This window comes from Chryseobacterium sp. GTID13 (assembly GCF_056172655.1).
Window position 1 is genome coordinate 425017 of record NZ_JAOCMB010000002.1, and the last position, 23043, is coordinate 448059.

Below are 23043 nucleotides of genomic sequence, written 5' to 3' on the forward strand. Positions count from 1 at the left end.
AAATAAAAAGACGAAGCAGTTTACTAAACTGCTTCGTCAAAATTATTGATTTTTATATCTCTTTAAAAAAATTATTTCTGTTTCTTCGCCCAAAGTTCCATCTTTCTGTTCAGAACATCAAGCGGAAGGCATCCCTGGCTTAGGATCTCATCATGGAAGCTGGCAAGATTAAACTTCTTTCCTAGCTCTTTCTGGTACTGTTCTCTAAGCTCACGGATGCGAAGCGATCCGATTTTGTAGCCTAAAGCCTGTCCCGGCATGGCCATATATCTTTCCACTTCCGCAGTAGCGCCGGCTTCATCATAAGAAATATTGCTCAGGAAATACTTAATGGCCTCTTCTCTGCTCATGGTGCCGGTGTGTATTCCTGTATCTACAACCAGTCTTACCGCTCTCAGCATCTGGTCGCTCAGATATCCCATTTTCTGGTAAGGATCTGTGTAAAGTCCAAACTCTGGGCCTAAAGTTTCACAATAATGCGCCCAGCCTTCTCCATAAGCCCCGAACCATCCGAATCTCATGAACTTAGGAAGTTTTGTATTTTCCTGCTGGAGCGAAACCTGATAATGGTGTCCCGGAATAGCTTCATGAAGGAAAAGCGATTCCATTCCGGAAGTTACATTGAACTTGGAAGGATCCGGGAGCGGAATATAGAATATTCCCGGTCTTTTTCCGTCAGGGGTTCCCTGAATGTATTCCGCACTTGCGCTGGCTTCCCTGAATTTTTCCGTCTGTCTGATTTCGAACTTCGTTTTAGGGGTTACACCGAACATAGTTTTCAGTTTCGGGGTGATCTTCGCTAAAATATCATTAAATCCCTTCAGAACCTCTTTAGAAGTCTTGTAAGGCATTGCTTTAGGATCCGTTTTCACAAAATTGATGAATTCTTCCAGCGTTCCTGTAAAACCTACCTGCTGCTTTACTTTTTCCATTTCCGCACGGAGCATGGCTACCTGCTGCAATCCTATTTTGTTGATCTCTTCAGGTGTTTTCTTGGTTGTAGTCCAGCTTTTCGTATAATACCTGTAAATTTCCTTTCCGTTCGGCAGGCTGTTGTATCCATCAGTATCACGGGCTTTAGGAAGGTATTCCTTCTCCAGAAACGTACCCATCTTGGTATAAGCCGGAATGATTTTTTTGGTAATCGCATCAGCATACAGAGCAGAATATTTATCTTTCTGGGCTTTTGTAAAGCTTTTTGGGAAATTTCTGATAGGTCCGTAAAAAATATTTTTGGCCATGTCAGTTGTTGTGATCTCTTCAGCTTTCATCTGGGGAATCATTTTGATAACCAGTTTTTTAGGAAGAACAATCTTATTATTGATTCCTTCTCGGAAGTTATCTGTCGCTGCATTCATCCAGTCCGGGAATTTTTCCATTCTTTTCAGCCAGTCGCTGTAGTCTTTTTCTGTTTTAAAAGGCTGGCTTCCTTCTCCGCTTCCATAGAGAGGGAAGTTGAGGGGAAGTCCTCCAAACTGGGTAAAAGGAATGTATTCCGGATGGTAGGCATATGCCTCAATTTTATCTTTTAAAGTATAGTCCAGAACGTCATAAACCACCTTTTCTTCATCAGAAAGATTCTTATAATCAACATTTTCCAGCTGCTTCTGAACCGAGTTGTAGAAGGCCACCTCACCGGAAATAAAATCCCTGTCGATATTGATAGGAAGCTGGTCATTATACCTTGTATCTCCCTGAGAGGTAGCCTCCAAAGGATATAATTTAAGATACTGCTCATAATAATTGGATGCAATAGAATCCATATTCGTAGGAGTCACCTTCGTCAGCGGAGAATCAGATTTTTTGCAGGATGCCAGGCTGATTACCAGTCCAAGCCCTAAAATACCTTTTGATAAAATGTTTTTCATTTTCAGAATCTTTATGAGACAAAAGTAAGTATTATTGGCATATACGGAATACTCAATCATAATGATTTAAAAAAATAATTTTCAAAATATTTTCAACATTGAATCAATTTTTTATCTTTGTCTAAAACATTTAACAATCATATTATTACAGCTCTTTTTTAAGAAATAATGAAAGGGATTTTAAAAATTTACCATCCGGAGGAAACCCTAAAATACAATATTAGAAATACTTATTGTAAAGCGGTCTACAGCAACCAGCAGCATTTTCTAGAGGTTGAAATTATAACGGATGACAGTTTGGATCATGTAGATGATGATTCATTACAGTACAACTTTCCGCAGCTTTCACTTGAAATTTTTGATTTTCCGATTGAATCGAAAGAGATTGAGGGAAAAACAATCAAAATCAATGATTCTGATGAAGAAACCTATACAGAAGTAGATCTGTTCGATGACGAAGAGGCCTTTATCTACGATAACGAGCTCCTGTTTGAGAAAAATGAGGAGGACGAGCTTCAGGTCATCTGGAAAGGGACTATCGACGATTTCTATACAGGATCAGGGACACCGATCCCATTCCGCTTAAAATGCGAATTCAAGCAGGACGATATTAATATAGACGAAGACTAACCGTTTTCTCATTATTTTTTAAAACAAATTTCTTTTCAAATTTTCTTTTGGAAAGAAATTTGCTGTTTTCCAGTCATAACAAATTTTAAGTTGTTTTTAAGCAATTTTTAAGAGAGCAATTCATAATATTCCACTACATTTGTCGTTAAATTTTTATAAAAATTCACATTAATGCTGTTAACGGAACTTACTCAGATTTTATTTGCACAGATTACTGCTCCTGCAGTTGCAACAGACGATTTAGAATTTTCATTTTGGAAGATCATGTTCCACGGAGGGGCTTTCGCTAAAATAGTGATGGTTACCGTTTTGGCTTTGGGTGTATTTTCGCTGTACCTGTTTTTTGAGCGATTTTTCTTTATCAAAAGGATGACTTCGAAAACAGATGCTAACTTCATGGATAATATTGAAGATTTTATCAAAGAAGGTAAAATAGAATCTGCCGCAGATTACTGTAAAAGACAGAACTCTCCTGAAGGCAGAATCCTGGAAAAAGGAATTTCAAGGCTTGGACGCCCTGTTTCAGATATTGTAAGTGCCATGGAATCCCAGGCCCAGGTAGAGGTAGCCAATATGGAGAAAAACCTGAATCTTTTGGCTGTAGTGCCAAGTATTGCTCCAATGTTAGGTCTTTTGGGAACGGTTATCGGGATGATTATTGCCTTTTTCAACCTTTCCCATGCAACGGGATCATTCTCGCCTAAAACATTGTCTGAAGGTATCTATACGGCTTTGGGACAAACGGCAGTAGGTTTGGCTGTAGCTATCCCTGCTAACTTTTTCTACAATATTCTTCTGACCAGAATTGATAAGTTTGTACTGAAAGCACAGAATATGTCAGGGGAATTTTTAGACCTTATCAACAAACCTTTATAAATCTTCGTTATGAAAATTCAGAGAAGAAATAAAGCGAATCCCGAATTCAGTTTGGCAGCGATGACCGATGTTATCTTGCTGATGCTGATATTCTTTATGATCACTTCATCAGCCGCCAATCAAAGTGCGATTGATGTAAAGTTGCCAAAAGCCGGGGCCGTGGAAGATAATATTCCTAATCCTTTGACAGTGAGTATCAAACCGGATGGATCTTATTTTGTAGATGACAGCCCGGTGACGAGAGATCAGCTTGAATCGTTGATTGTCAGCAAACTAACAGGTCAGACCAACAAATCTTTTACCATACGGGCAGATGAAAATACCATGCATAAAGATGTTGTTTTTGTAATGGAAATTGCTGAAAAGAATAAATTTAATATTGCGATTGCAACCGTTAAAGATAAATAATGCCTCCGGCCAGCCGGAAAGAACCATTTGAAATGAGAGGTTATACAGTAAACAAAGACGAGCAAAACAAAGACAGGATAAAAAGTGCCTTACTTTCTATCTTTATCTGGTCTGCAATTTTACTTTTTGTTTTTCTTTATAAATTGAAGCCGGAGCTGGATAAGCAGAAAGATGAAGTGATCACAACAATGCTTGTTAACTTCGGAGACAACAGGAATGGAAACGGTATTGAAGAACCTGCCGATCAGCCGGGAAGTTTAGCTGCTGCTACGGAAGAAGTAACCCCTGAGCCGGCAGAAACCCCTGTTCCGGAAACAAAAACGGTCATAAAACCAGAACCGGCACCAGAACCAAAAAAACTGAGGTAAAGGAAAAAGTGCTGACAGGGAACAATTCAAAAGTAAGCGTTCCTAAGAAAGAAGAATCAAAAAAGACAGATAAAAAGACTTCAACAAGTTCAAGCGCTTCAAAAACTACTAAAAAATCGGGCGCAACAACAGCTAATTCCAAAACTGGAAATGGCGACGGAAAAGGAAATGCCGCCATCGGAAACCTGATCAGAGGGCGAGGAACAAAAGCAGGAAGCCAGGGTACGGGAACCGGTATAGGAAATGCCGGAGATCCTTTAGGAGGTGACGGAAACGGAGACAGCAAAGTGGGTATTGACAGAAAACTGGTAGGATACATTCCCGGAACTATGGGAAGAGGAGGAGAACAGCCTGCAAACAGCTGTAAATCAAGCGGTACAATTACAGTTGCTTACACTGTGGATAAAGCCGGAAATGTAGTTTCAGCGAAAAGGTCAGGCGGAACATCCGATCCCTGCATTACATCGAATGCGATAGCATGGGTTAAGAAATATGTGAAAGCCGAAAAAGCAAGCACATCCTCCACAGGAACTTATAAAATAACCTTCTAAAAATACAAAAGCACTTTACTCAAGTGCTTTTTTTATTTCATTGATCCTGTTGATCACCGGTAGTGCGAAAATACCGCTCGTCTGCAGATACAATTCGTAGAACGTTTTTGCTTTGTCTAAAAACTCATTATTAGCATCCTGTTTGCCTTTAAAATAGAAAAGGTTACCCAGCATTTCGTAATAATCTTTGTGATCTCTTTCCTGTCTCTCATTAACGATTTCTATAATTTCTTCTTTTGTTTTTGCTGAAAGTACAGTAAAATCAAATTTGAAAATATCCCTCATCAAAGAATCAAAATCTAATTCTTTCTGCATTAAACTTTCTTCAGGCTTGTCTAAAATAAGTTTTTCCAGTGCTTGAGTTAACTGGCGTATTAATCTTAATGTGAATTCTTTATCTGTGATCATAATTGATTTTTGTATTTAAAGTAACGGTGGCTTCGAGAGCCTCAGCCACCTATCTGTGTTTGTCGTTAGTTATTTTGTGATACTTATTCCTAAATATTTTGATTGGAAAATATTTGCGACGGCTATTCCTGGGTGGCTGAGGCACTCGAAGCCACCATTCCTTAAGCAAAAAACAAATAAGCCAGTGCAATTGAAACAATAACACCCACTAAATCTGCCAGAAGCATGGCAATTACCGTGTATCTGGTATTCTTTACGGCTACAGCCCCGAAATAAACAGCAATTACGTAAAACGTCGTATCTGAGCTTCCCTGAAGAACTGCTGCAAGTTTACCCTGGAAACTATCCGCTCCGAAAGTTGACATCGTATCTACCATCATCCCTCTGGCTCCGGAACCCGAAAGAGGTTTGATTAATGCCGTTGGAAGGCCGTCCACAAACCTTGGGTCAAAACCAGCTGTGTTGGCTACCCATTTCATGCCGTCTATGATGACATCGAAAACGCCGGAAGTTCTTAAAAGAGATATTGCGATTAGCATTCCAACCAGATAAGGAATAATTTTGACGCAGGTGGTAAAACCTTCTTTTGCTCCTTCAATGAAAGCATCAAAAACGTTGATTTTCTTGTAAACAGCTCCCAGCACTATGGCGAGGAAGATGAAGAGAATCAAACCATTACTTAAAACTTTACTGAAAGTATCCAGTTCGTCTTTGCTTAACTGAACAAGATAGACGACCAGAAGCGCAATAACAGCTGAAATTCCGCCTACGTAAGCAAGAACGACAGGTTTTAATAAATTGATTTTCTGGTATAAAGAAACAATGATCATCGCTGCCAATGTTGCTGCAAAAGTAGCAATCATACATGGCAGGAAGATATCAGTCGGGGTTTTAGAGCCCATTGAAGCCCTTATGGCAATAATGGAGACCGGGATCAGTGTCATTCCTCCTGCGTGGAGACACAAAAACATAATCTGCGAATTGCTGGCCGTATCTTTATTGGGATTTAAAGTCTGGAGACTTTCCATCGCTTTTAAGCCAAATGGAGTAGCAGCGTTATCCAGCCCCAGGAGATTGGCACTGAAATTCATCAGCATATGTCCGAAAGCCGGGTGGTTTTTAGGAATATCGGGGAACAGTTTTGAGAAAAAGGGCTGTATAAAACGGCTTAGAAGATTAATCCCGCCTGCTTTTTCAGCAATACTCATGAATCCCATGAACAAGGTCATAATTCCGATCAGACCAATACAGATCTTTACTGCTGTTTCGGAAGTTCCTATTACTCCATCTGCTTCCTGAACGCGGTAAACTTTTGCTTCTTGTTTTAAAGAATCGGTTTTGTAATGGATCCTGCTGTCTGCAAAATCATTTTTTTCATCAGACTGTCCCTTACAACAGGGAGAGCGTATTCATGGGCTGGGAAGCGATCTGAACCGTATCACCACCTTTTCCTACCACCATGTCATTGAAGATGGTTTTGTAGTGGTCTGACGAAATGTATTTAATACCGGCTATGGCAATGGCAATAATAATGAAAGCCGACCAAATTCTGCTGAGGACCATTCGTTTAAATTAAAATTTTAGAAAAGATAATAAATTTAATGTAAAACCTGAAAAAACTTTTATTGTAGGGAAGTCTTTATTTTATTTTTAATCCTTTAGATAAACCAGATGCCCTTCAAAATCATCATCAAGGCTTTTCAAAACTTTTGCATCTGCCATCTTCTTTTCCAGGCTGTCGATAAAAAATCCTTTTTCAAAAAACTGTCTGTGAATTCCTGGTAACAATTCCATGAAATAATCCATCCCGAATTTGTTGTTGTGAAGGTCCATTTTGGTTTCCAAAGGCTCATTGGGGAAGAGTTCCTCATGCATATCCGTTAATCTTTTACAGAAATCCAATGCTTTTTTGGGTGAGGAAACCTTGCAGCAGTACATCATAATGAAGCAGCACCATAATGCATGTCTGTAAGCATTCCCGATACCATTATTAGAGGCTGTTTTCGGGAATTTTTTCTGAGCAATGCTAAAGGTTTGTACCGTTGCATAGAAGCTTAATATAGCAAAAATGGGATGGGGAAGAAGGAGCGATAAAAGACGCATGATCTTTTTCAGGCTCATGCTGCGGATGGCATTAAAAAATATCTTGAAAGTCCTCATAAATAAAAATCTCTCCCTAATTAGAGAGAGATTGTATAGTGTTTGTTACAGATCTTAAGCATTTACAGCTAATAAATTAACTGTTTTGGCTACCGTATCTTTAATTTCTGTTCTTTTTACAATGAAATCTACAAATCCTTTTTCCTGTAAGAATTCAGAAGTCTGGAAACCTTCAGGAAGATCTCTTCCGATCGTTTCACGGATTACTCTTGGGCCTGCAAAACCAATCAGTGCTCCCGGTTCAGCCATGATAATATCCGCTGTCATAGCGAAAGAAGCTGTAATTCCTCCAAAAGTAGGATCACACAGGTAAGCGATGTATAAAAGTCCTGCTTCTGAAAGCTGGGCAAGCTTAGCCTGAACTTTGGCAAGCTGCATCAGGGAGTAGGTTGCTTCCTGCATCCTTGCTCCTCCGGACTGGCAGATGATCATGTACGGAAGCTTGTTGGCGATACAGTAATCTACCGCTCTTCTGATCTTTTCACCCATTACGGAACCCAAAGATCCGCCGATAAAAGCAAAATCCATACAGGAAACCACCATTTCAGTTCCTTTTACAGTTCCTACTGCGTTTCTGATGGAATCGGTAAGCTTTGTCTTTGCTTTTACTTCTTTTAAACGGTCTTTATAAGGTTTTGTATCCTTGAAATTTAAGATGTCAATACTTTCAACATTGGCATCCAGTTCAGTGAACTTACCTTCGTCAAAAAGGATGTCAAAAAATTCTGCACTTCCTATTCTTACATGAAATCCGTCTTCAGGAGAAACATAGTTGTTTCTTCTCAGTTCATCATGCTCCACTATTTTTCCTGATGGAGTCTGATGCCAAAGGCCTTTGGGAACATCCTTTTTTCATCAGTAGAGGTGGTAATGTTTTTTGCTTTTCTTTTAAACCAGTCGAATGCCATTTTGATTGTATTAGGGTATAAATGTAAAATGTATTAATGTAAACTGCATCCATTCATGAATACTTTTTACATTAATACAAATGTACAGTTCTTATTTTAAAGTATTTACGTTATTTAAGTCTTCAAACGCTTTAACCAGTCTTGTAGAGAAAGTTTCCTCACCTTTTCTTACCCAAACTCTCGGGTCATAGAATTTTTTGTTTGGTTTTTCTTCTCCTTCTGGGTTTCCGATCTGAGATCTTAAATAATCAATATTGTTAACCATATAGTCTCTAACTCCTTCTGTGTAAGCGAACTGAAGGTCAGTGTCAATATTCATTTTAATAACTCCATAGTCGATCGCTTCTCTGATCTCTTCCAAAGTAGATCCTGAACCTCCGTGGAATACAAAGTTTACCGGCTTAGCCGCTGTTCCGAATTTCTCCTGAACGTATTTCTGAGAATTGTCAAGAATTTTTGGCGTAAGAACTACGTTTCCTGGCTTGTAAACTCCGTGTACGTTACCAAATGCTGCTGCAATAGTAAAATTGTCAGAAATCGCTTTTAGCTTTTCGTAAGTGTAAGCGATATCTTCAGGCTGAGTGTATAATTTAGAGTTATCAACGTCAGAATTATCTACACCATCTTCCTCACCACCTGTAACACCGATTTCTACTTCTAAAGTCATCTGCATTTTAGCCATTCTTTCGAAATATTTGGTAGAGATTTCAAGGTTTTCTTCCAGAGACTCTTCAGAAAGATCCAGCATGTGAGAAGAATAAAGAGACTTTCCGGTCTGCTTATAATGCTCTTCACTTGCATCTAATAACCCGTCGATCCAAGGCAATAATTTCTTTGCACAGTGGTCCGTATGTAAAATTACAGTAGCTCCGTAAGCTTCTGCAAGAGTATGAATATGTTTAGCCCCGGCAATAGATCCTAAAATCGCTGCTTTCTGACCGTCATTGCTTAATCCTTTTCCTGCGTTAAAAGCAGCTCCGCCGTTTGAAAACTGGATGATGACAGGAGAGTTTAATTTCGCTGCGGTTTCCATAACAGCATTTACATTGCTTGAACCAATTACGTTTACTGCAGGCAGTGCAAATTTGTTTTCTTTGGCATACTGAAAAATATCAGTAACTAATTGACCTGTGGCAACTCCTGCCGGAAAAATTCTGCTCATGTTTTACTTTTTATTTTAAATTATTAGGCGTTTTTAAAATTCCTGTAAAGGTAATCATTTTTGAGGAATTACTAATTTCTTTTGTCCCTGCCCCAAAGCAGCTTCTGGCGGATCGTTTCGTAGAAGCTTAAATGGTTCGGCTGTACCAGAAGAATCTGAAAAGCGGCCTTTTTGATGATAATTTCTTTGTCGGTTTCTATATGGACTAGTCGTGAGTCCAGGGAAAGAGAATATTGTGGCACTCTGCTTTCTACTTTAAATTTTATTTCTACCCTGTCATTGACAACCAATGGCCGTACATTCAGGTTGTGCGGAGCGATGGGAGTAATGACAAAGTTTTCGTTGTTCGGAGAGATAATCGGTCCGCCGCAGCTTAAAGAATAGGCCGTGGAACCCGTAGGTGTGGAAACAATTACTCCATCTCCCCAGAATACATTCAAAAATTCGTCATTGATGTAGGAATCCACCGTGATCATGGAAGTGGTTTCTTTCCTGGAGACGGTAACATCATTCAGGGCATACGGAAAAAAATCACCGGATTTCGGAGAAACAACTTCAATTACAGCACGGCGGCTTGTTTTAACATCACCTTTCAGGATAGCATCAAGTTCTTTGAAGGCTTCTTCTTTGGTAAAGCTGGCCAAAAAACCTAATCTTCCGGTATTCACCCCTACGATAGGAATTTCAAGATCTTCAATGAAGGTTAATGAATTCACGATCGTTCCATCGCCTCCGAAGGTAAAAAAAGGTCTACTTCTTTGTCCAGAAGGTCCTGCTTGCTGTTGAATGTTTCAAATATCTTTGAGAACTGAAGGGCTTCAGCCATTTCGTCATACAGAACAGATTTTACGCCTCTGGTTTCAAGTTCTGAGATAAACTTGCTTAAATATAAAAAAGTATCGAGGTCTTTTTTCTGAGAATATATGGCTGCCTTCATGTTATATTTCTATGAATTTTTGGAAAAACCCAAATCTGTCCTTAAACAGATCCGATTTTTCATCAGAATAGTATTTTTCAACAATTCTGTAATCGTAGCGGTCAAAAGTAGCGTCTATCGAAGACAGGTTTTCATTGCTGATCTTAATGGTTACCTGGATTACTTCATCGGACATTAAAGTGATGAATCCACCATAGAATTTCGAGTTGTTGCTTTCCACAATATTGGCGATTTCCGTCATCGAATACTTTCTGGCCGGAGTTTCTATGGTAAGAATAGCCCCCGTTTCTGAAAACAGAGGATACCGGGAAAGATTCTGAAAAATATCCTCACAGGTGATATACCCGAGATATTTTTCGTTCTTATTGATTACCGGAATCACATTGGCATTGAAAGTATAGAACAGACGGATGCTGTCCATAATATTGTTGTCTTCCAGAATGGCAAAGCGCTCGATCTGATGCTCAAGATCCTTCAGTATCCCGTCATCTTCATAAAGAAAATCTTCCGCAATAGCTCCGTAGAAGTGATGGGATTTTTTAATGAAAATATGGGAATATCCAAAATCCTCTAACATATTTCTTGCTGATTCTATTGAGTCAGTAAGGCTAAAACACGGAAAGTCTTTTGAGATATAATCCTTGATAAACATTGTGCTAATTTATAAAAAATTAAATGAAACTTTTTCTCAAAACATCACTTTTTTTCAGGAAAAATAAAAAAAATGGTGTTAAAATTTGTTTGTAAAGAAAAAAAGGTACCTTTGTCGCCTTTCATTTTTACTTTTTATTAGATTTATTTCAAACTGCACTGTCTTTTAAGGACATATGCAGTTTTTTTATTTTAGGGCTTTTGCGAATTCCCACATCACGATTCCGCCGCATACGCTTACGTTCAGAGAGTGCTTGGTTCCAAGCTGAGGAATTTCAAGAAAGGTATCAATATTCGGCAGCGCTTCATCGCTTATTCCTTCCACCTCATTTCCTAAGATCAGGGCATATTTTTTAGATTTATCAATCTTGAAATCCGTAATCATGACGCTATCCGTTGTCTGCTCAATTCCTATGATTTCATAGCCACGGCTTTTATAATCACTGATTGCGGTATTGATGTCGCTTTCGTGTCCCCAATCCACACTTTCCGTAGCTCCAAGCGCAGCTTTATGAATCTCACGGTGTGGCGGCTGCGGGGTAATGCCGCAGAGAATTATTTTTTCGATCAGAAAAGCATCCGCCGTTCTGAAAGAGGCTCCCACATTGTGCATACTTCTGAGATTGTCTAAAATAATGACCAATGGAATTTTCTCAACTTTTTTAAATGTTTCCACATCTATTCTGTTGAGCTCTTCCAGTTTTAGTTTCTGTACCAATTGTTTTATTTTGTTGAGATTAATTTTCCGTCTTTGTAGACCTCTGTCTTTTCGATGCTACCGTCTTCACGGTAATGAACCCGGGTTCCATTCCATTTATCGTTGGCAAATTCTGTTTCACGCTGTACCTTTCCTGATGGGTAAAGCGCTTTCCATTTTCCTACAGCCAGGCCGTTTTCATACTGCCCGATCTGTTTTACAGATTTTCCATCTTCATGGAACAGTTTGGTTTCACCATTCAGTTTTCCTAATCTGTAATTGGAAACTTCAGTTATTTTGCCGGCCGGAGAGTAAAAAGTAGCAGTAGAACTGTCATCATATATGTTTTTTTCACCGTTTCTGAAAACCTCTTTGGAGGTAAGGACACCGTTTTTGTCATAATAGGACCATTCTTTTACTTTATAGCCCTTTTTATTTTCTCCTTTGGCCTGTACTTTTCCGTTGTCGTAATAATAAACGGCCTCACCGTCTATTTTACCTTTTTTCCATTCCACTACCTGTTTTACCTGGCCGTTTTCGTAGAAATCTTTACAGGATCCTTCCTGCAGCCCGTCTTTGAATCCGCATGGTTTTTGTGCTGTAGCCCACGATGACGCGGCCATTAACAGCAAAAAAAGTATTTCATAGATATTTTTATTTCAAAAATAGCAAAATACTTATATTTGATTTAAATTATTAACATGAAAAAAATACTCACTTTACTGCTGCCGGTATTTGCTTTTATAGGTTTACAGGCACAGAACACCTATTATCCGCAGGCCTTTTTTGATAAAAAGATGGCCCGTGAAATGCTTAGCTTTGGAAATTCTACGATAGAAGGAGTGGCCTCCACCAAACAGAAAAACAATTGGGGGATCAAGCCTCTTCTTGGCGCAAAACATTATGCTCCAAAGGGAACTGTTGTCATGCTTTTTCCTGTGACTCCTTATTTTGATGAGTTTTACAGCATGAGAAGAAAGTATGAGAATAAGAAAACGACCGTATACATGTCGGAAGAGGCTTTTAAATACAGACTGGAGGCTTTAACCGATGATTACGGAAGGTTTAAATTCGAAAAACTGAAGCCGGGAAAATATTACCTCGAAACCATCGTTAATTTTACTGCAACAGCAAGTTATCAGCAGCAAACAGGGACATCGGATGCTTATAATGCCTATGGAGGTTATCTGTATTCCACGCCGATATACCAGACTTTTTTCTATGGTTATTCCGCTGCCAACCGCGAAAGTAAATTTGTGGAAATAAAAGAAGACGGCGAGCTGAAAGAAATCAATCTTTAAGATCTTTTCTTACTTTAAACCCATGATCTGATGGACGCTTTTCTCAATATTTTGGGCCAGAGCTTCCATAGGAATGTCATTTTCATCATTATTGAAAGGATCTTCAATTTCCTCAGCGATCAGCTCGAGGCTCATCAGAACGTAATAAACGAAAACCGTAAGCGGAATCATCAGAAGTCCGATTGTGATGACGTAGGCAACCGGTAATGCCAGGACATATAAAATGATAAACTTTTTAACAAATGAGGAATAAGAGTAAGGAATAGGAGTATTTTTAATTCTTTCACAACCGCCGCAGACATCTAAAAAACCGGAAAGCTGAGTATCCAGATACAGCATTTCAACCTCTGATATTTTTCCTTCTTTTTTCAGTTGATTCAGCTTATGGGTCAAAAGAATGACAATTTCGCTGGGACCATGGTGCTTCAGCGATTTTTCTATTTCAGAATAATCTTCATCCAAGGCCAGTCTTGTAGATTCCTTGGAAAGATGCTTGGCAAGGAAATGCGGGAAATATTTTAAATATCTCGAGATCTGTTCTGCATCCTGACGGTTCTCATCTAAAATGGCATTGATCTTTACCGCAAAATTCCGGGTGTCATTCACCAGCTTTCCCCACAGCTTTCTGCCTTCCCACCATCTGTCGTAGGCCGTATTCGTTCTGAAAACAAGTAAAAGAGAAAGTACAAAACCGAGCAGCGAATGGATCATTCCCACGTTGCTGACCCCTGATTTTGCAGTAAGATGAAGATATTCCACTTCCAGATACTGAATGCCCCACGAGTAAAGCCCCACCAGGATCATTGTAGGAAAAAGGATCTTCATAGTATCGCTTTTGTGCATGCTGAAAAGGATTTTCAGGAAATGCTTGGTATTGTAGACTCTCATAAACTCTCTTGGTCTTACAAAGATAATTTTTTTCGTTTTATCCGCTATTTACTAAATTAACCTGAGTTCGGGATAGGAATTTCAGGTTAAAAGGTTGGAAGCTGGAAGCGCGAGGATGGAAGTTATTATTAGACAACGATATTTAAACATCAACCCCTCAATTTGTTGAACCGGATTAAAAAAATAATACAAACTACGGAATTTTTTTTGCCTATGGGCTTCAATAACTTCCCTCTTCTGGCTTCAAACTTCCTGATCTTATTATACAAACAAAAATGTCTTAACTGAACTCAGGTTAAATTAGTGAGTAAAATTAGTTAGGTTAAACTTTTATTTTTTCTTCTGCAGATTTTTACAGATTTCAAAAAAACACTATTTTTATTTCGCATTAAACAACAAAACAAGATGATCCTCGAAAACGTAGATGTAGTCAACGATATCAGTAAAGAAGATTTTCAGAAGAATTATTTCAAGAAGCATAAGCCGCTCCTGATCAAGAATTTTGCGAGCCGGTGGGATGCTTTCGACAAATGGAATCTGGCTTACATCCGGGAAAAAGCAGGCGATCAGGATGTTCCGCTGTATGACAATAAGCCGGCTGATGCGTCCAAAAGTTCCGATGCACCGGTGACGCATATGAAGATGAAGGATTATATTGATACTATAAAAAGCAAGCCTTCAGATCTGCGCATCTTCTTCTATATTATTACAGACAGGCTTCCTGAGCTGTTGAAAAACTTTACCTATCCGGATTTGGGAATCAAATTCTTCAAAAGGCTTCCCACTCTTTTTTCGGTGGAAGTGAAGCTCATGTGTTGATGCATTATGATGTGGATCTCGGGGATTTCCTTCACATTCATTTTGAAGGAAAAAAAGGATACTTCTGTTTGATCAGGAACAATCGGACTTTCTATATAAAGTTCCGCTTTCCGTACATACCGTTTACGATATAGATTATGAAAATCCTGATTATGAGAAGTTTCCGGCTTTACAATATGCCAAAGGTTACGAAATTTTCATGGAACACGGTGATGCTCTTTTCATTCCGGGAGCATTCTGGCATTTCAACAGGTATCTGGAACCGGGATTTTCACTGTCACTCAGAGCGCTGCCTAACAAGCCGAATGTTTTTGCCAATATGCTATACCATGTTTTTATCATGAGGTATACCGACAAACTTCTTCGTAAACTTTTTAAAGCTAAGTGGGTGAATTACAAGCAGAAATGGGCGTATGAGAAGGGGATGGAAGCATTTGAAAAACAGCAAAAATCGGGGAGATAAGGCTGGAGGTTTGAAGAGGGAGGCTGGGAGTTACTGTTTCTCCTGATACTTCTTGTTACGATTGTCATTCAAGAAGGGTAATACCGGAAAATAAGTGCTACAAAAGTTAATTAAGAAAATGTTTAGTGGTTCCACGGACTTCAGAAACATCCATCTTCCGGCATCTGTCTTCCATCTACTCATTAATAAGCCCAAAAATTTTAGCATCTACAAACCTTCCTTTTTCAAAAAAGTAATCACGGAGAATTCCTTCGTCTTTAAAATTTAGAGATTGCAGGAGCTTTTCGGAAGAAATATTGGCAGGATCAGTGAATGCATCCACACGGTGAAGCCTCATGCTTTCGAATCCAAACGTAAGGATAGGGAGGATCGCTTCTTTCATATAGGATTTTCGCCAGTACTTTGGGTTGAGCTCATAGCCAATCTCAGCACGGAAATGATCGCGGTACCAGTTGTGATAGCCACATGTTCCTATGACCTTCTTTTCGGATTTTAATTCCAAAGCCCACCGGAACCCTTTTCCTTTTTCAAATTCACCATTAAAATACCGGATAATATTCCGGGCATCCTCCGGCGTTTTGAAAACTTCCAGGTCATAATATTCCATGACCTCTTGTAAAGAAAAATACTCAAAAAGGTCCTCTGCATCATCAGGAGTAAGTTGTCTTAAAAGCAGTCTTTCAGTTTCCAGAACAGGATACATCATAGAATTTATTTTACTGAAAAATACAATAAATATTTTATTCTGAAATACATAAGCGGCTTTTTTGATCCCGATTAAGAGATTAATTCTACACTAATTTCAATCCCTGAATTTATTTTATTTAAATTTGGGGCTCATTTTTTATTATGGCAAAAACGAAGAAGGAAACCCCGCTTATGACGCAGTACAATACCATCAAGGCAAAATACCCTGATGCGCTGCTGTTGTTCCGGGTTGGGGACTTTTACGAAACGTTCGGACAGGATGCTGTAAAGACATCCCAGATCTTAGGTATTGTTCTTACTAAAAGAGCCAATGGGGAAGGGCATATCGAGCTGGCAGGATTTCCACACCACTCGGTAGATTCTTATCTTCCCAAACTGGTAAGAGCCGGAATGAGAGTGGCGATTTGCGATCAGCTGGAGGATCCGAAAATGGTCAAAGGAATTGTGAAAAGAGGCGTTACAGAGCTTGTAACACCGGGAGTAACTTTTAATGACCAGGTTCTGAATTCAAAAAGAACAACTTCCTGCTTTCCCTTCATAAAGAAAAAGAAAAATACGGAATTGCCATGGTGGATGTTTCTACCGGAGAATTTCTGGTAAGTGAGGGAAATCTTGAAAAGATCCTTCACATTATCAATACTTTTGATCCTAGTGAAATTGTTTTCCAGAGAAGCGTTCAGCTCCCGGAACAGCTAAAAAACAAAAGTGCCTTTAAACTTGAAGACTGGGCGTTCCAGTATAATTTTGCCTACGAAAAACTGACTTCTCATTTTAAAACAAATTCCTTAAAAGGTTTTGGAGTTGAAAATTTTCCGCTCGGAATTACAGCGGCAGGAGCCATTTTTGCCTATCTTGTGGAAGATACTCACCACAACCTGCTTGCCCATATCACAAAACTTCAGATCATCCCGCAGGAAGACTATCTGATGATGGATAATTTTACCTTAAGGAACCTTGAAATCGTTTATCCGAGCAATCCACAGGGGAAATCTTTGCTGGATATTATCGATAAAACATCTACCCCGATGGGGGAAGATTATTGAGGAGAAGAATCATTCTACCTTTAAAATCTGTGGACGAAATCATGAGGAGGCTTTCCCTGATCGATTTCCTGAATGAAAATGATCAGCTGAAATATGAAATCTGCCAGCTGCTGAAATCTATCTCGGATCTGGATCGGTTGATGGGAAAACTGGCGGCAGAAAAAATTTCACCAAAAGAACTGGGCTATTTACGTCAGAGTTTGGTTAATATTCATCATATCAAAGCATTACTTCATCCGCATGCCGATGTACTTGCCTGGCTGGAACCGCTGTTTGATATGGAAGAGCTTATTAAGTTTTTGCAGAATCATCTTAATGAAGAACTTCCGGTGAACCTTTCCAAAGGAAATATCATTAAAGAAGGTATTTCGGAAGAACTCGACAGGCTGAGAAACCTTCAAAGCAAAGGACGTGGCTTCCTGGATGAAATGTGCCAGAGAGAAATAGAAAGAACAGGAATTTCAAGCCTTAAAATAGATTTCAATAATGTTTTCGGATACTATATAGAAGTAAGGAATGCCCATAAAGATAAAGTTCCTTCCGACTGGCTGAGAAAGCAGACTCTGGTAAATGCGGAACGCTATATTACCGAAGAGCTGAAAGAATACGAAAGCCAGATCCTCGGTGCCGAAGAAAAGATAAGCGTACTGGAAAACGAGCTGTACAGAAACGTATGCTCTGAAACAATGGTTTATATGGACCAGATCCAGGGCAACTCCAATATTATTGCACAGCTGGACGTGGCAACAGGCCTTTCCGAACTGGCTGTTTCCGAAAGCTATACAAAACCTGTTCTGAATCAGGGCTATGCCATTGACCTTAAAGAAGCAAGGCACCCGATCATAGAAAATGCACTTCCGCTGGGAGAAAAATACATCCCGAACGATATCTTTTTAGATAAAGATTCCCAGCAGATCATTATGGTCACAGGACCGAACATGGCCGGTAAATCTGCAATCCTTCGCCAGACGGCTATTGTATGCCTTTTGGCCCAGATTGGAAGTTTTGTTCCTGCAAAACATGCTGAAATAGGGATTTTAGATAAAATTTTCACAAGGGTAGGAGCTACCGACAATATTTCTGCCGGAGAATCTACTTTTATGGTGGAAATGAATGAAGCTGCCAATATTCTGAACAATATCTCCGAGCGAAGTCTTATTCTGCTGGACGAGATAGGCCGCGGAACGTCCACCTATGACGGGGTTTCTATTGCATGGGCTATTGCAGAATACCTCCACCAGCATCCTACACAGGCAAAAACTTTATTTGCCACCCATTACCATGAGCTGAACGAAATGACGGTGAATTTTGAAAGAGTGAAAAACTTCCATGTTTCCATTCAGGAAAATAAAGGGAATATCATTTTCTTAAGGAAGCTGATTCCGGGAGGAAGTGAACACAGTTTCGGGATTCATGTTGCCAAACTGGCGGGAATGCCTTCAAAAGTGGTTAACAGAGCCAATGAAATCCTGAAAACCCTTGAAGCAAGCCGTACCCAGACTACAAGCACTACCGAAAGCATTAAAAGAGTAACGGAAGAAAATATGCAACTCTCTTTTTTCCAGCTTGACGATCCTGTTTTGGAGAATATCCGTGAAGAACTTACGAAAATAGACATCAATACTTTAACACCGATTGAAGCACTGATGAAACTGAATTCAATAAAAAAGATGATCGGAGGGTAATCCAATCATCCTTTCTTTTAATAGAGTGTAAATACGATTTTCCAAAAAAAGAGAGCCTTAAGCTCTCTTTTTTATAAATGATTATATTCGTAGGTATTGATTTCTGTGCTGGTAACAGTAGTTCCCGTTTTATCGTAATATTTTCTGGTATCTTTTATAGGATAGTTACTTGCATTGTATTCATAAGTAGGCTTAATTATGGTCCACTCTCCTCCGGCAGTACCGGAATATTGAAGTACACTGTTGTAATCCAGGATATTGTGTGTTGATCCGTTCTCTTCTTCCTGATCTATTATTTTCAAGTACCCTGTAATATTTTTAAAGGGAGCATTTTTTGTATCATATACAATAGGTTTTAGGGTTCCGTTACCAGTATATGTAGGGGCTGTAACTGTTTCCGTCCAGCTGCTAAGTGAGCCATCTGCATTTAGTGTGGCATTCCTTGTATAGGTGGTTACATTCGAAGACCCTGTTGAAGAAGAAGTAACTACCATTTTTACGCTATTACTTCCTGTATAAGTGTAATTGACTTCATAGGTTGCTGAAAGTCCGGGAGCAGTATGTACGGATTTTTTTTTGCTTAATCTGTTGCTTCCGTCATAAGTGTATGTCGTAGTAAATGTAGAGCCTGAGGAAGAGGTTACCGTTTGGGTAATCAAATCCCCTGTATAAGTATAATTGGTAACACTTCCGTCAGTAAGGTTTTTGGATTGAGAAATTTTGGCTCCGCTATACGTAAAAGTTGAGATGTCTCCATCAGAAACCATTTTGGTTACCAGTACGGGGCTGGTGTCGTTACCATTTCCGTTGTTGTTTGGAGTGTCGGTCTCATTATCACTACTTGAGCATGAAGCCAAAAAGAATATTGGCAAGAGTAAATAAATTTTTTCATTATCAATTGGTTTTTTTAAACAATGCGTAAAAATAGAAAAAAAATGAATTGATATTAAAAAAATTAAAGGATAATTCTAGGCCCATTTTTATAAAGATACGGCACAGAATAATAGATCAACTTCGTATAGTCTGAACATAAAATATATTATATAAAAATGACCGGAAACGATCCGGTCATTCCTTTTTGTATTGTACTGCGAGATTAGCAGCAATATCCGTCATTACCTCTCGGTCCGATTATAATGAAGTGACTTACGCCTCTAAGCTTACATTCGCCTACTGCACACGAGCCGGCACCACCGTTGATTGCCTTTAGCTCCGTTTTGGTAAGCTTTCTGGTCTGAATTTTTGAAAGTTTCATATTGTTTTGATTTTAGTATTAATTAAATTCTTAACAACAATATCCGTCCTGAACGCCATAAACGCCATATAGCTCTATCCCGGTATCAGGGTCAGTGCAGCTTATCACTCTTGGGCAAACTGGTCTTGCCCCTTTAATCTCTTTCAACTCATTTTTTGAAAGTCTTTTTTCTGGAAATTTGATTTTTTCATAATAAATTTTGATTTGATTGTATGCTAATTTACATTTTTATTTCATTTAATTCAATGTGATGTGATAAAATATAAAGAAAATTTTAAAACACTTAACAAAGTTTAACAGATTGATATTTAGAGAAAAGGAAAGCATTCACTAATTTTAAGCATGAAAAATTTACTAAGCCTGTTGATTCTTTGTTTTTGCTTTTCTGCTTTCCGGGCCCAGCAGACAGAAGTACGCTCTGTGAAGTATGAAGAGCTTGAAAAAAGGATACAGGAAGAAGGTGATAAACTGCTGGTAGTCAATTTCTGGGCAACAACCTGTGCTCCATGTGTAAAAGAACTCCCCATTTCATGGAGATCAATAATAAGTTTAAGGATGATCCTCAGTTCAAAATGATCCTGGTCTCCCTGGACAGGCTTGCAGATAAAGAAAAGGTCATCCGGTTTATCAAAAATAAAAACCTAACTGCTGAGGTAATTCTTGTGGATGATATCAAAAGAATGAATACCTGGATTCCGAAGTTTGAAAAAACTGGGATGGAAATATTCCGGTAACCATTCTTTATAAAAACGGAGAAAAGATACATTTCAACGATGGAGAAATGAGTAAAGAAGATCTCGAAAAAACCATTAACGATCACTTAAAATAAAAAGAATAGATATGAAAAACCTGAAAATTGTAATGGCGGCATTGATTACCGGGCTTGGACTGCTGAGCTTTACCACACCGGATCATGGGAAAAGCAATGTTGCTCCAATACATTCACCAACTCCTGCAAAAGGATATGAAGTAGGTGATGAGGCAGCAGATTTTAAGCTGAAAAATATTGATGGAAAAATGGTCTCTTTAAGCGATTTCAAAGCCGCGAAAGGATTCATTGTGGTTTTCACCTGCAACCATTGCCCTTATGCAAAGAAATATGAAGACAGGATTGTGGAGCTCGATAGGACTTTTAAAGACCAGGGCTATCCGGTAATTGCCATCAATCCCAACGACCCGACTGTACAGCCGGAAGACGGTTATAATCAAATGATAGAAAGGGCTAAGGAAAAAGGCTTTACTTTTCCTTATCTGGTAGATGAAGGACAGAAAATCTATCCGCTTTATGGAGCGACAAAAACACCGCATGTTTTTGTATTACAGAAAGAAAACGGAAAGAATATTGTAAAATATATCGGCGCTATTGATAACAACTACGAAAATCCCAAAGATGTTTCTGAATATTACGTTAAGGACGCCGTAAACGCTCTGATCAAAGGAGATGCGATTACCATGACAAAAACAGTAGCAATAGGCTGTACAATAAAGACAAAGACAAAAAAATAATATATTTGTCTGATAGTTCAATAGATCGGTGTTCCTGGAATACCGATTTTTTATGACTAAAAATTGAATTATGTTGTATCATCCATTAGGGGCGGGCTTTAGCCCGCTTAACTAATAATCAGCCATCAAAGGCTTTAGCCGAAACCTAAAACACATGAAATTTAAATTCAGCCTTACCTATCTTCTTCTCACCATCTTGCTTTTCCTGACAGAAGTCCTGATTGCCACAAAGCTGGCAGACATTTTCTTTGTAAGAGCCTATCTCGGTGATGTTATTGTAGTGATGCTTCTGTACACCCTGGTTAAAACCTTCGTGAAGATGAATAACGAACGGCTGATTCTTGGAATTCTGGTCTTTTCCTGCATTATAGAATTTGCACAATACTTCACCATTGCAGAAAAACTAGGCTTCCGCCCTGGAAGCCTGATGTATATTGTCATAGGAAATTCTTTCTCCTGGATCGACATTCTTTGTTATGCCGCAGGATGCCTATTGTTGTTCTTTTGGGTAAAACTGAATCCGGAAAAAGACAGGCAGACTATTGCAGGTTGAATACCAACGGCTGTCTCATCAGGTTTCTGACCTTTTTGCCATCCTGCTCGGCAGGAATCCATTTGGTCTTTACCATTTTCAGTGCTCTTAGAAATTCATCCCTTACTATTTTGTATTCATAGGATTCTATTTTGATATCAATCATATTTCCTTCGGTATCAACAATAAAAGTTGCAACCGCTTTTGCGCTCATAATTTCAGCTTTAACCATTGGGGTGGTCTGGAAATATTGCAGAATTTCTGCCACAAAAGCCCGGTGACCACCCGGGAATTCGGCAGCTTTTATTGATACAGCTTCTGCGGAAGTCATTGGTTTAGATCCCGGAACTGCCATGGAATCTTTTTGTGCAGCAACGGAAACAGCCAGGAATACCAGAAGAAAAAGCAAATATTTTTTCATGATTTCCAATTATCTTCCGAAACTGTCATATTTATCCTCAGCGTACTTAATAAAACGGTTCAATAAGGCAACATTTTCTTTTTCCATAGGAGAAAGTTCTTTGTCTACGTTATTGGAAACAGGAATATACCAGTCTGTCTGCTCAAAGAAGTAGCGGTAGGTTTCCTTTTTGAAAGAATAGCCGTGTCTTGCGAAAACAGAATTCTTAATAATTTCAAGGTCTATTTTCCTTAAATTTTTAAGCTCTTTTTCAGTCAGTTTCTGTTTGGAGGCATTCAGCTCAAAAATAGCTTCAGAAGCAACCCTGTTTTTGGAGGTGGTATAACTTTCCGTTTTGCCGGTTTCTTCATCGGTATATTTTTCTACAAAATCCTTCGGATTAGACCAGTCTACCAGATCGGAATCCTTATCGAGCATAAAATTCGGATTGTAAACAAATTCTTTTTTAGAAAGTTTAATTGTTTTTAAAGGTGATTTTACAGCTGTTTTATTGAATGCATTCCATTTTCCGGTAATACTGTCGCCGTTTAGTTTTACTTCAAACCTGCCGTCGGTTTTATCATTTCCGGGCTCATCCAGGACAAAAGATTTCGTACTTTCATTAAAGATCCCTCTGAACGGTCGCTGGTTTCCATTCACAATACTTTGGCCGTAAACACTGTCCCTGGTAATTCTGTTGATCTTCAGAGAAAGCCTTTTATTAACATAATCCTCATATTCTTCACCATCTTCGGCTTTAATCATTTCTTTTCCTGCAAAATTTCCGGTGTAAATTCCGTAATATTCTTTATAGATTTC

At 38.9% G+C, this 23043-nt stretch carries 24 protein-coding genes and 5 pseudogenes; 13 read left to right on the forward strand and 16 right to left on the reverse strand.

What is annotated here, in order from left to right; genetic code table 11:
* Positions 1 to 71: 71 nt before the first annotated feature.
* Positions 72 to 1868: a DUF885 domain-containing protein gene (locus tag N4G44_RS02230; protein ID WP_474924439.1), complete on the reverse strand. Its 1797-nt coding sequence runs from the start codon at positions 1866 to 1868 to the stop codon at positions 72 to 74.
* A 168-nt stretch (positions 1869 to 2036) separates the two neighbouring features.
* Here N4G44_RS02230 and N4G44_RS02235 point away from each other — a divergent pair, with 168 nt between their 5' ends.
* The 5 genes from N4G44_RS02235 to N4G44_RS02255 all read left to right on the forward strand — a co-directional run bounded on the left by N4G44_RS02235 (position 2037) and on the right by N4G44_RS02255 (position 4701).
* Positions 2037 to 2498 carry a hypothetical protein gene (locus N4G44_RS02235; RefSeq protein ID WP_048501512.1) on the forward strand — a complete coding sequence of 154 codons (462 nt, stop codon included), beginning with the start codon at positions 2037 to 2039 and terminating at the stop codon, positions 2496 to 2498.
* 171 nt (positions 2499 to 2669) lie between these two features.
* Positions 2670 to 3374, forward strand: a complete 705-nt coding sequence (locus N4G44_RS02240) for a MotA/TolQ/ExbB proton channel family protein (RefSeq protein WP_474924440.1) — start codon at positions 2670 to 2672, stop codon at positions 3372 to 3374.
* A gap of 9 nt (positions 3375 to 3383) precedes the next feature.
* The gene (locus tag N4G44_RS02245) at positions 3384 to 3782 is read left to right on the forward strand and encodes an ExbD/TolR family protein (RefSeq protein WP_073062335.1); all 399 of its coding nucleotides are present in this window, start codon (positions 3384 to 3386) and stop codon (positions 3780 to 3782) included.
* A gap of 32 nt (positions 3783 to 3814) precedes the next feature.
* Positions 3815 to 4150, forward strand: a complete 336-nt coding sequence (locus N4G44_RS02250; protein WP_474924441.1) for a hypothetical protein — start codon at positions 3815 to 3817, stop codon at positions 4148 to 4150.
* A gap of 8 nt (positions 4151 to 4158) precedes the next feature.
* The gene (locus tag N4G44_RS02255) at positions 4159 to 4701 is read left to right on the forward strand and encodes a ferric siderophore ABC transporter substrate-binding protein (protein ID WP_474924442.1); all 543 of its coding nucleotides are present in this window, start codon (positions 4159 to 4161) and stop codon (positions 4699 to 4701) included.
* A gap of 15 nt (positions 4702 to 4716) precedes the next feature.
* On the opposite strand, the gene N4G44_RS02260 is transcribed toward N4G44_RS02255, so the two are convergent.
* From N4G44_RS02260 to N4G44_RS02300, 9 genes and pseudogenes are all read right to left on the reverse strand, one after another.
* A complete protein-coding gene (locus tag N4G44_RS02260) occupies positions 4717 to 5109 on the reverse strand; it encodes a hypothetical protein (RefSeq protein ID WP_474924443.1) in 393 nt (130 codons plus the stop codon).
* 161 nt (positions 5110 to 5270) lie between these two features.
* Positions 5271 to 6672 (reverse strand): annotated as a pseudogene (locus N4G44_RS02265) (nucleoside recognition domain-containing protein).
* An 87-nt stretch (positions 6673 to 6759) separates the two neighbouring features.
* The gene (locus tag N4G44_RS02270; protein WP_474924444.1) at positions 6760 to 7269 is read right to left on the reverse strand and encodes a DUF6973 domain-containing protein; all 510 of its coding nucleotides are present in this window, start codon (positions 7267 to 7269) and stop codon (positions 6760 to 6762) included.
* 54 nt (positions 7270 to 7323) lie between these two features.
* Positions 7324 to 8177 (reverse strand): annotated as a pseudogene (accD, locus tag N4G44_RS02275) (acetyl-CoA carboxylase, carboxyltransferase subunit beta).
* A gap of 91 nt (positions 8178 to 8268) precedes the next feature.
* Positions 8269 to 9339, reverse strand: a complete 1071-nt coding sequence (gene fbaA / locus N4G44_RS02280; protein WP_040993081.1) for a class II fructose-bisphosphate aldolase — start codon at positions 9337 to 9339, stop codon at positions 8269 to 8271.
* 71 nt (positions 9340 to 9410) lie between these two features.
* Positions 9411 to 10276 (reverse strand): annotated as a pseudogene (locus N4G44_RS02285) (NAD kinase).
* A 1-nt stretch (position 10277) separates the two neighbouring features.
* Positions 10278 to 10853, reverse strand: a complete 576-nt coding sequence (locus N4G44_RS02290) for a CBS domain-containing protein (RefSeq protein WP_228374738.1) — start codon at positions 10851 to 10853, stop codon at positions 10278 to 10280.
* 261 nt (positions 10854 to 11114) lie between these two features.
* Positions 11115 to 11645 (reverse strand): RNA methyltransferase, encoded by a 531-nt coding sequence (locus N4G44_RS02295; RefSeq protein WP_474924445.1) that lies wholly within the window; start codon positions 11643 to 11645, stop codon positions 11115 to 11117.
* 5 nt (positions 11646 to 11650) lie between these two features.
* Positions 11651 to 12247 (reverse strand): toxin-antitoxin system YwqK family antitoxin, encoded by a 597-nt coding sequence (locus N4G44_RS02300; protein WP_474924446.1) that lies wholly within the window; start codon positions 12245 to 12247, stop codon positions 11651 to 11653.
* A gap of 78 nt (positions 12248 to 12325) precedes the next feature.
* Between N4G44_RS02300 and N4G44_RS02305 the strand changes: the two genes are divergently transcribed.
* Positions 12326 to 12925 (forward strand): hypothetical protein, encoded by a 600-nt coding sequence (locus N4G44_RS02305; RefSeq protein ID WP_474924447.1) that lies wholly within the window; start codon positions 12326 to 12328, stop codon positions 12923 to 12925.
* A gap of 9 nt (positions 12926 to 12934) precedes the next feature.
* On the opposite strand, the gene N4G44_RS02310 is transcribed toward N4G44_RS02305, so the two are convergent.
* On the reverse strand, positions 12935 to 13813 hold the full coding sequence (locus N4G44_RS02310) for a bestrophin family protein (protein ID WP_474924448.1): 879 nt from the start codon (positions 13811 to 13813) through the stop codon (positions 12935 to 12937).
* Between the two features lie 405 nt (positions 13814 to 14218).
* Between N4G44_RS02310 and N4G44_RS02315 the strand changes: the two genes are divergently transcribed.
* The 3 genes and pseudogenes from N4G44_RS02315 (at position 14219) to N4G44_RS02325 (ending at position 15095) form a co-directional block, all read left to right on the forward strand.
* A complete protein-coding gene (locus N4G44_RS02315) occupies positions 14219 to 14632 on the forward strand; it encodes a cupin-like domain-containing protein (protein WP_474924449.1) in 414 nt (137 codons plus the stop codon).
* A 64-nt stretch (positions 14633 to 14696) separates the two neighbouring features.
* Positions 14697 to 14819, forward strand: a pseudogene (locus N4G44_RS02320) (cupin-like domain-containing protein); the annotation flags it as partial.
* 12 nt (positions 14820 to 14831) lie between these two features.
* Complete coding sequence (locus N4G44_RS02325) at positions 14832 to 15095, forward strand: hypothetical protein (protein WP_474924450.1); 264 nt, start codon at positions 14832 to 14834, stop codon at positions 15093 to 15095.
* 175 nt (positions 15096 to 15270) lie between these two features.
* Here the strand turns inward: N4G44_RS02325 and N4G44_RS02330 are convergent, their stop codons facing one another.
* The gene (locus N4G44_RS02330) at positions 15271 to 15801 is read right to left on the reverse strand and encodes a GNAT family N-acetyltransferase (protein WP_474924451.1); all 531 of its coding nucleotides are present in this window, start codon (positions 15799 to 15801) and stop codon (positions 15271 to 15273) included.
* 143 nt (positions 15802 to 15944) lie between these two features.
* On the opposite strand from N4G44_RS02330, the pseudogene mutS reads away from it, so the two are divergent.
* Positions 15945 to 18531, forward strand: a pseudogene (gene mutS, locus N4G44_RS02335) (DNA mismatch repair protein MutS).
* A gap of 71 nt (positions 18532 to 18602) precedes the next feature.
* Here mutS and N4G44_RS02340 read toward each other — a convergent pair.
* Both N4G44_RS02340 and N4G44_RS02345 read right to left on the reverse strand, forming a co-directional pair.
* Positions 18603 to 19403 carry a hypothetical protein gene (locus N4G44_RS02340; RefSeq protein WP_474924452.1) on the reverse strand — a complete coding sequence of 267 codons (801 nt, stop codon included), beginning with the start codon at positions 19401 to 19403 and terminating at the stop codon, positions 18603 to 18605.
* Positions 19404 to 19627: 224 nt separating this feature from the next.
* Positions 19628 to 19786 carry a bacteriocin gene (locus N4G44_RS02345; protein ID WP_474924453.1) on the reverse strand — a complete coding sequence of 53 codons (159 nt, stop codon included), beginning with the start codon at positions 19784 to 19786 and terminating at the stop codon, positions 19628 to 19630.
* Between the two features lie 506 nt (positions 19787 to 20292).
* On the opposite strand from N4G44_RS02345, the gene N4G44_RS02350 reads away from it, so the two are divergent.
* From N4G44_RS02350 to N4G44_RS02360, 3 genes are all read left to right on the forward strand, one after another.
* Positions 20293 to 20520, forward strand: a complete 228-nt coding sequence (locus N4G44_RS02350) for a hypothetical protein (protein WP_474924454.1) — start codon at positions 20293 to 20295, stop codon at positions 20518 to 20520.
* 106 nt (positions 20521 to 20626) lie between these two features.
* The gene (locus N4G44_RS02355; RefSeq protein ID WP_474924455.1) at positions 20627 to 21292 is read left to right on the forward strand and encodes a thioredoxin family protein; all 666 of its coding nucleotides are present in this window, start codon (positions 20627 to 20629) and stop codon (positions 21290 to 21292) included.
* A gap of 154 nt (positions 21293 to 21446) precedes the next feature.
* Positions 21447 to 21845, forward strand: coding sequence for a ribosomal maturation YjgA family protein (locus tag N4G44_RS02360; protein WP_474924456.1), 399 nt, complete (start codon positions 21447 to 21449; stop codon positions 21843 to 21845).
* Here the strand turns inward: N4G44_RS02360 and N4G44_RS02365 are convergent.
* Both N4G44_RS02365 and N4G44_RS02370 read right to left on the reverse strand, forming a co-directional pair.
* Positions 21832 to 22245, reverse strand: a complete 414-nt coding sequence (locus N4G44_RS02365; RefSeq protein WP_474924457.1) for an energy transducer TonB — start codon at positions 22243 to 22245, stop codon at positions 21832 to 21834. The genes N4G44_RS02360 and N4G44_RS02365 overlap by 14 nt on opposite strands.
* A gap of 9 nt (positions 22246 to 22254) precedes the next feature.
* The gene (locus N4G44_RS02370; protein WP_474924458.1) at positions 22255 to 22989 is read right to left on the reverse strand and encodes a YARHG domain-containing protein; all 735 of its coding nucleotides are present in this window, start codon (positions 22987 to 22989) and stop codon (positions 22255 to 22257) included.
* Positions 22990 to 23043 lie beyond the last annotated feature (54 nt).

Excerpts from the sequence above, each read along its gene's own strand:
- N4G44_RS02230 (WP_474924439.1), bottom strand. The coding sequence starts at position 1,868 with ATGAAAAACATTTTATCAAAAGGTATTTTAGGGCTTGGACTGGTAATC.
- N4G44_RS02235 (WP_048501512.1), top strand. The coding sequence starts at position 2,037 with ATGAAAGGGATTTTAAAAATTTACCATCCGGAGGAAACCCTAAAATAC.
- N4G44_RS02240 (WP_474924440.1), top strand. The coding sequence starts at position 2,670 with ATGCTGTTAACGGAACTTACTCAGATTTTATTTGCACAGATTACTGCT.
- N4G44_RS02245 (WP_073062335.1), top strand. The coding sequence starts at position 3,384 with ATGAAAATTCAGAGAAGAAATAAAGCGAATCCCGAATTCAGTTTGGCA.
- N4G44_RS02250 (WP_474924441.1), top strand. The coding sequence starts at position 3,815 with ATGAGAGGTTATACAGTAAACAAAGACGAGCAAAACAAAGACAGGATA.
- N4G44_RS02260 (WP_474924443.1), bottom strand. The coding sequence starts at position 5,109 with ATGATCACAGATAAAGAATTCACATTAAGATTAATACGCCAGTTAACT.
- N4G44_RS02270 (WP_474924444.1), bottom strand. The coding sequence starts at position 7,269 with ATGAGGACTTTCAAGATATTTTTTAATGCCATCCGCAGCATGAGCCTG.
- fbaA (WP_040993081.1), bottom strand. The coding sequence starts at position 9,339 with ATGAGCAGAATTTTTCCGGCAGGAGTTGCCACAGGTCAATTAGTTACT.
- N4G44_RS02290 (WP_228374738.1), bottom strand. The coding sequence starts at position 10,853 with ATGTTAGAGGATTTTGGATATTCCCATATTTTCATTAAAAAATCCCAT.
- N4G44_RS02300 (WP_474924446.1), bottom strand. The coding sequence starts at position 12,247 with ATGGCCGCGTCATCGTGGGCTACAGCACAAAAACCATGCGGATTCAAA.
- N4G44_RS02305 (WP_474924447.1), top strand. The coding sequence starts at position 12,326 with ATGAAAAAAATACTCACTTTACTGCTGCCGGTATTTGCTTTTATAGGT.
- N4G44_RS02310 (WP_474924448.1), bottom strand. The coding sequence starts at position 13,813 with ATGAGAGTCTACAATACCAAGCATTTCCTGAAAATCCTTTTCAGCATG.
- N4G44_RS02315 (WP_474924449.1), top strand. The coding sequence starts at position 14,219 with ATGATCCTCGAAAACGTAGATGTAGTCAACGATATCAGTAAAGAAGAT.
- N4G44_RS02325 (WP_474924450.1), top strand. The coding sequence starts at position 14,832 with ATGGAACACGGTGATGCTCTTTTCATTCCGGGAGCATTCTGGCATTTC.
- N4G44_RS02330 (WP_474924451.1), bottom strand. The coding sequence starts at position 15,801 with ATGATGTATCCTGTTCTGGAAACTGAAAGACTGCTTTTAAGACAACTT.
- N4G44_RS02345 (WP_474924453.1), bottom strand. The coding sequence starts at position 19,786 with ATGAAACTTTCAAAAATTCAGACCAGAAAGCTTACCAAAACGGAGCTA.
- N4G44_RS02350 (WP_474924454.1), top strand. The coding sequence starts at position 20,293 with ATGTGTAAAAGAACTCCCCATTTCATGGAGATCAATAATAAGTTTAAG.
- N4G44_RS02355 (WP_474924455.1), top strand. The coding sequence starts at position 20,627 with ATGAAAAACCTGAAAATTGTAATGGCGGCATTGATTACCGGGCTTGGA.
- N4G44_RS02360 (WP_474924456.1), top strand. The coding sequence starts at position 21,447 with ATGAAATTTAAATTCAGCCTTACCTATCTTCTTCTCACCATCTTGCTT.
- N4G44_RS02365 (WP_474924457.1), bottom strand. The coding sequence starts at position 22,245 with ATGAAAAAATATTTGCTTTTTCTTCTGGTATTCCTGGCTGTTTCCGTT.
- N4G44_RS02370 (WP_474924458.1), bottom strand. The coding sequence starts at position 22,989 with ATGATTAAAGCCGAAGATGGTGAAGAATATGAGGATTATGTTAATAAA.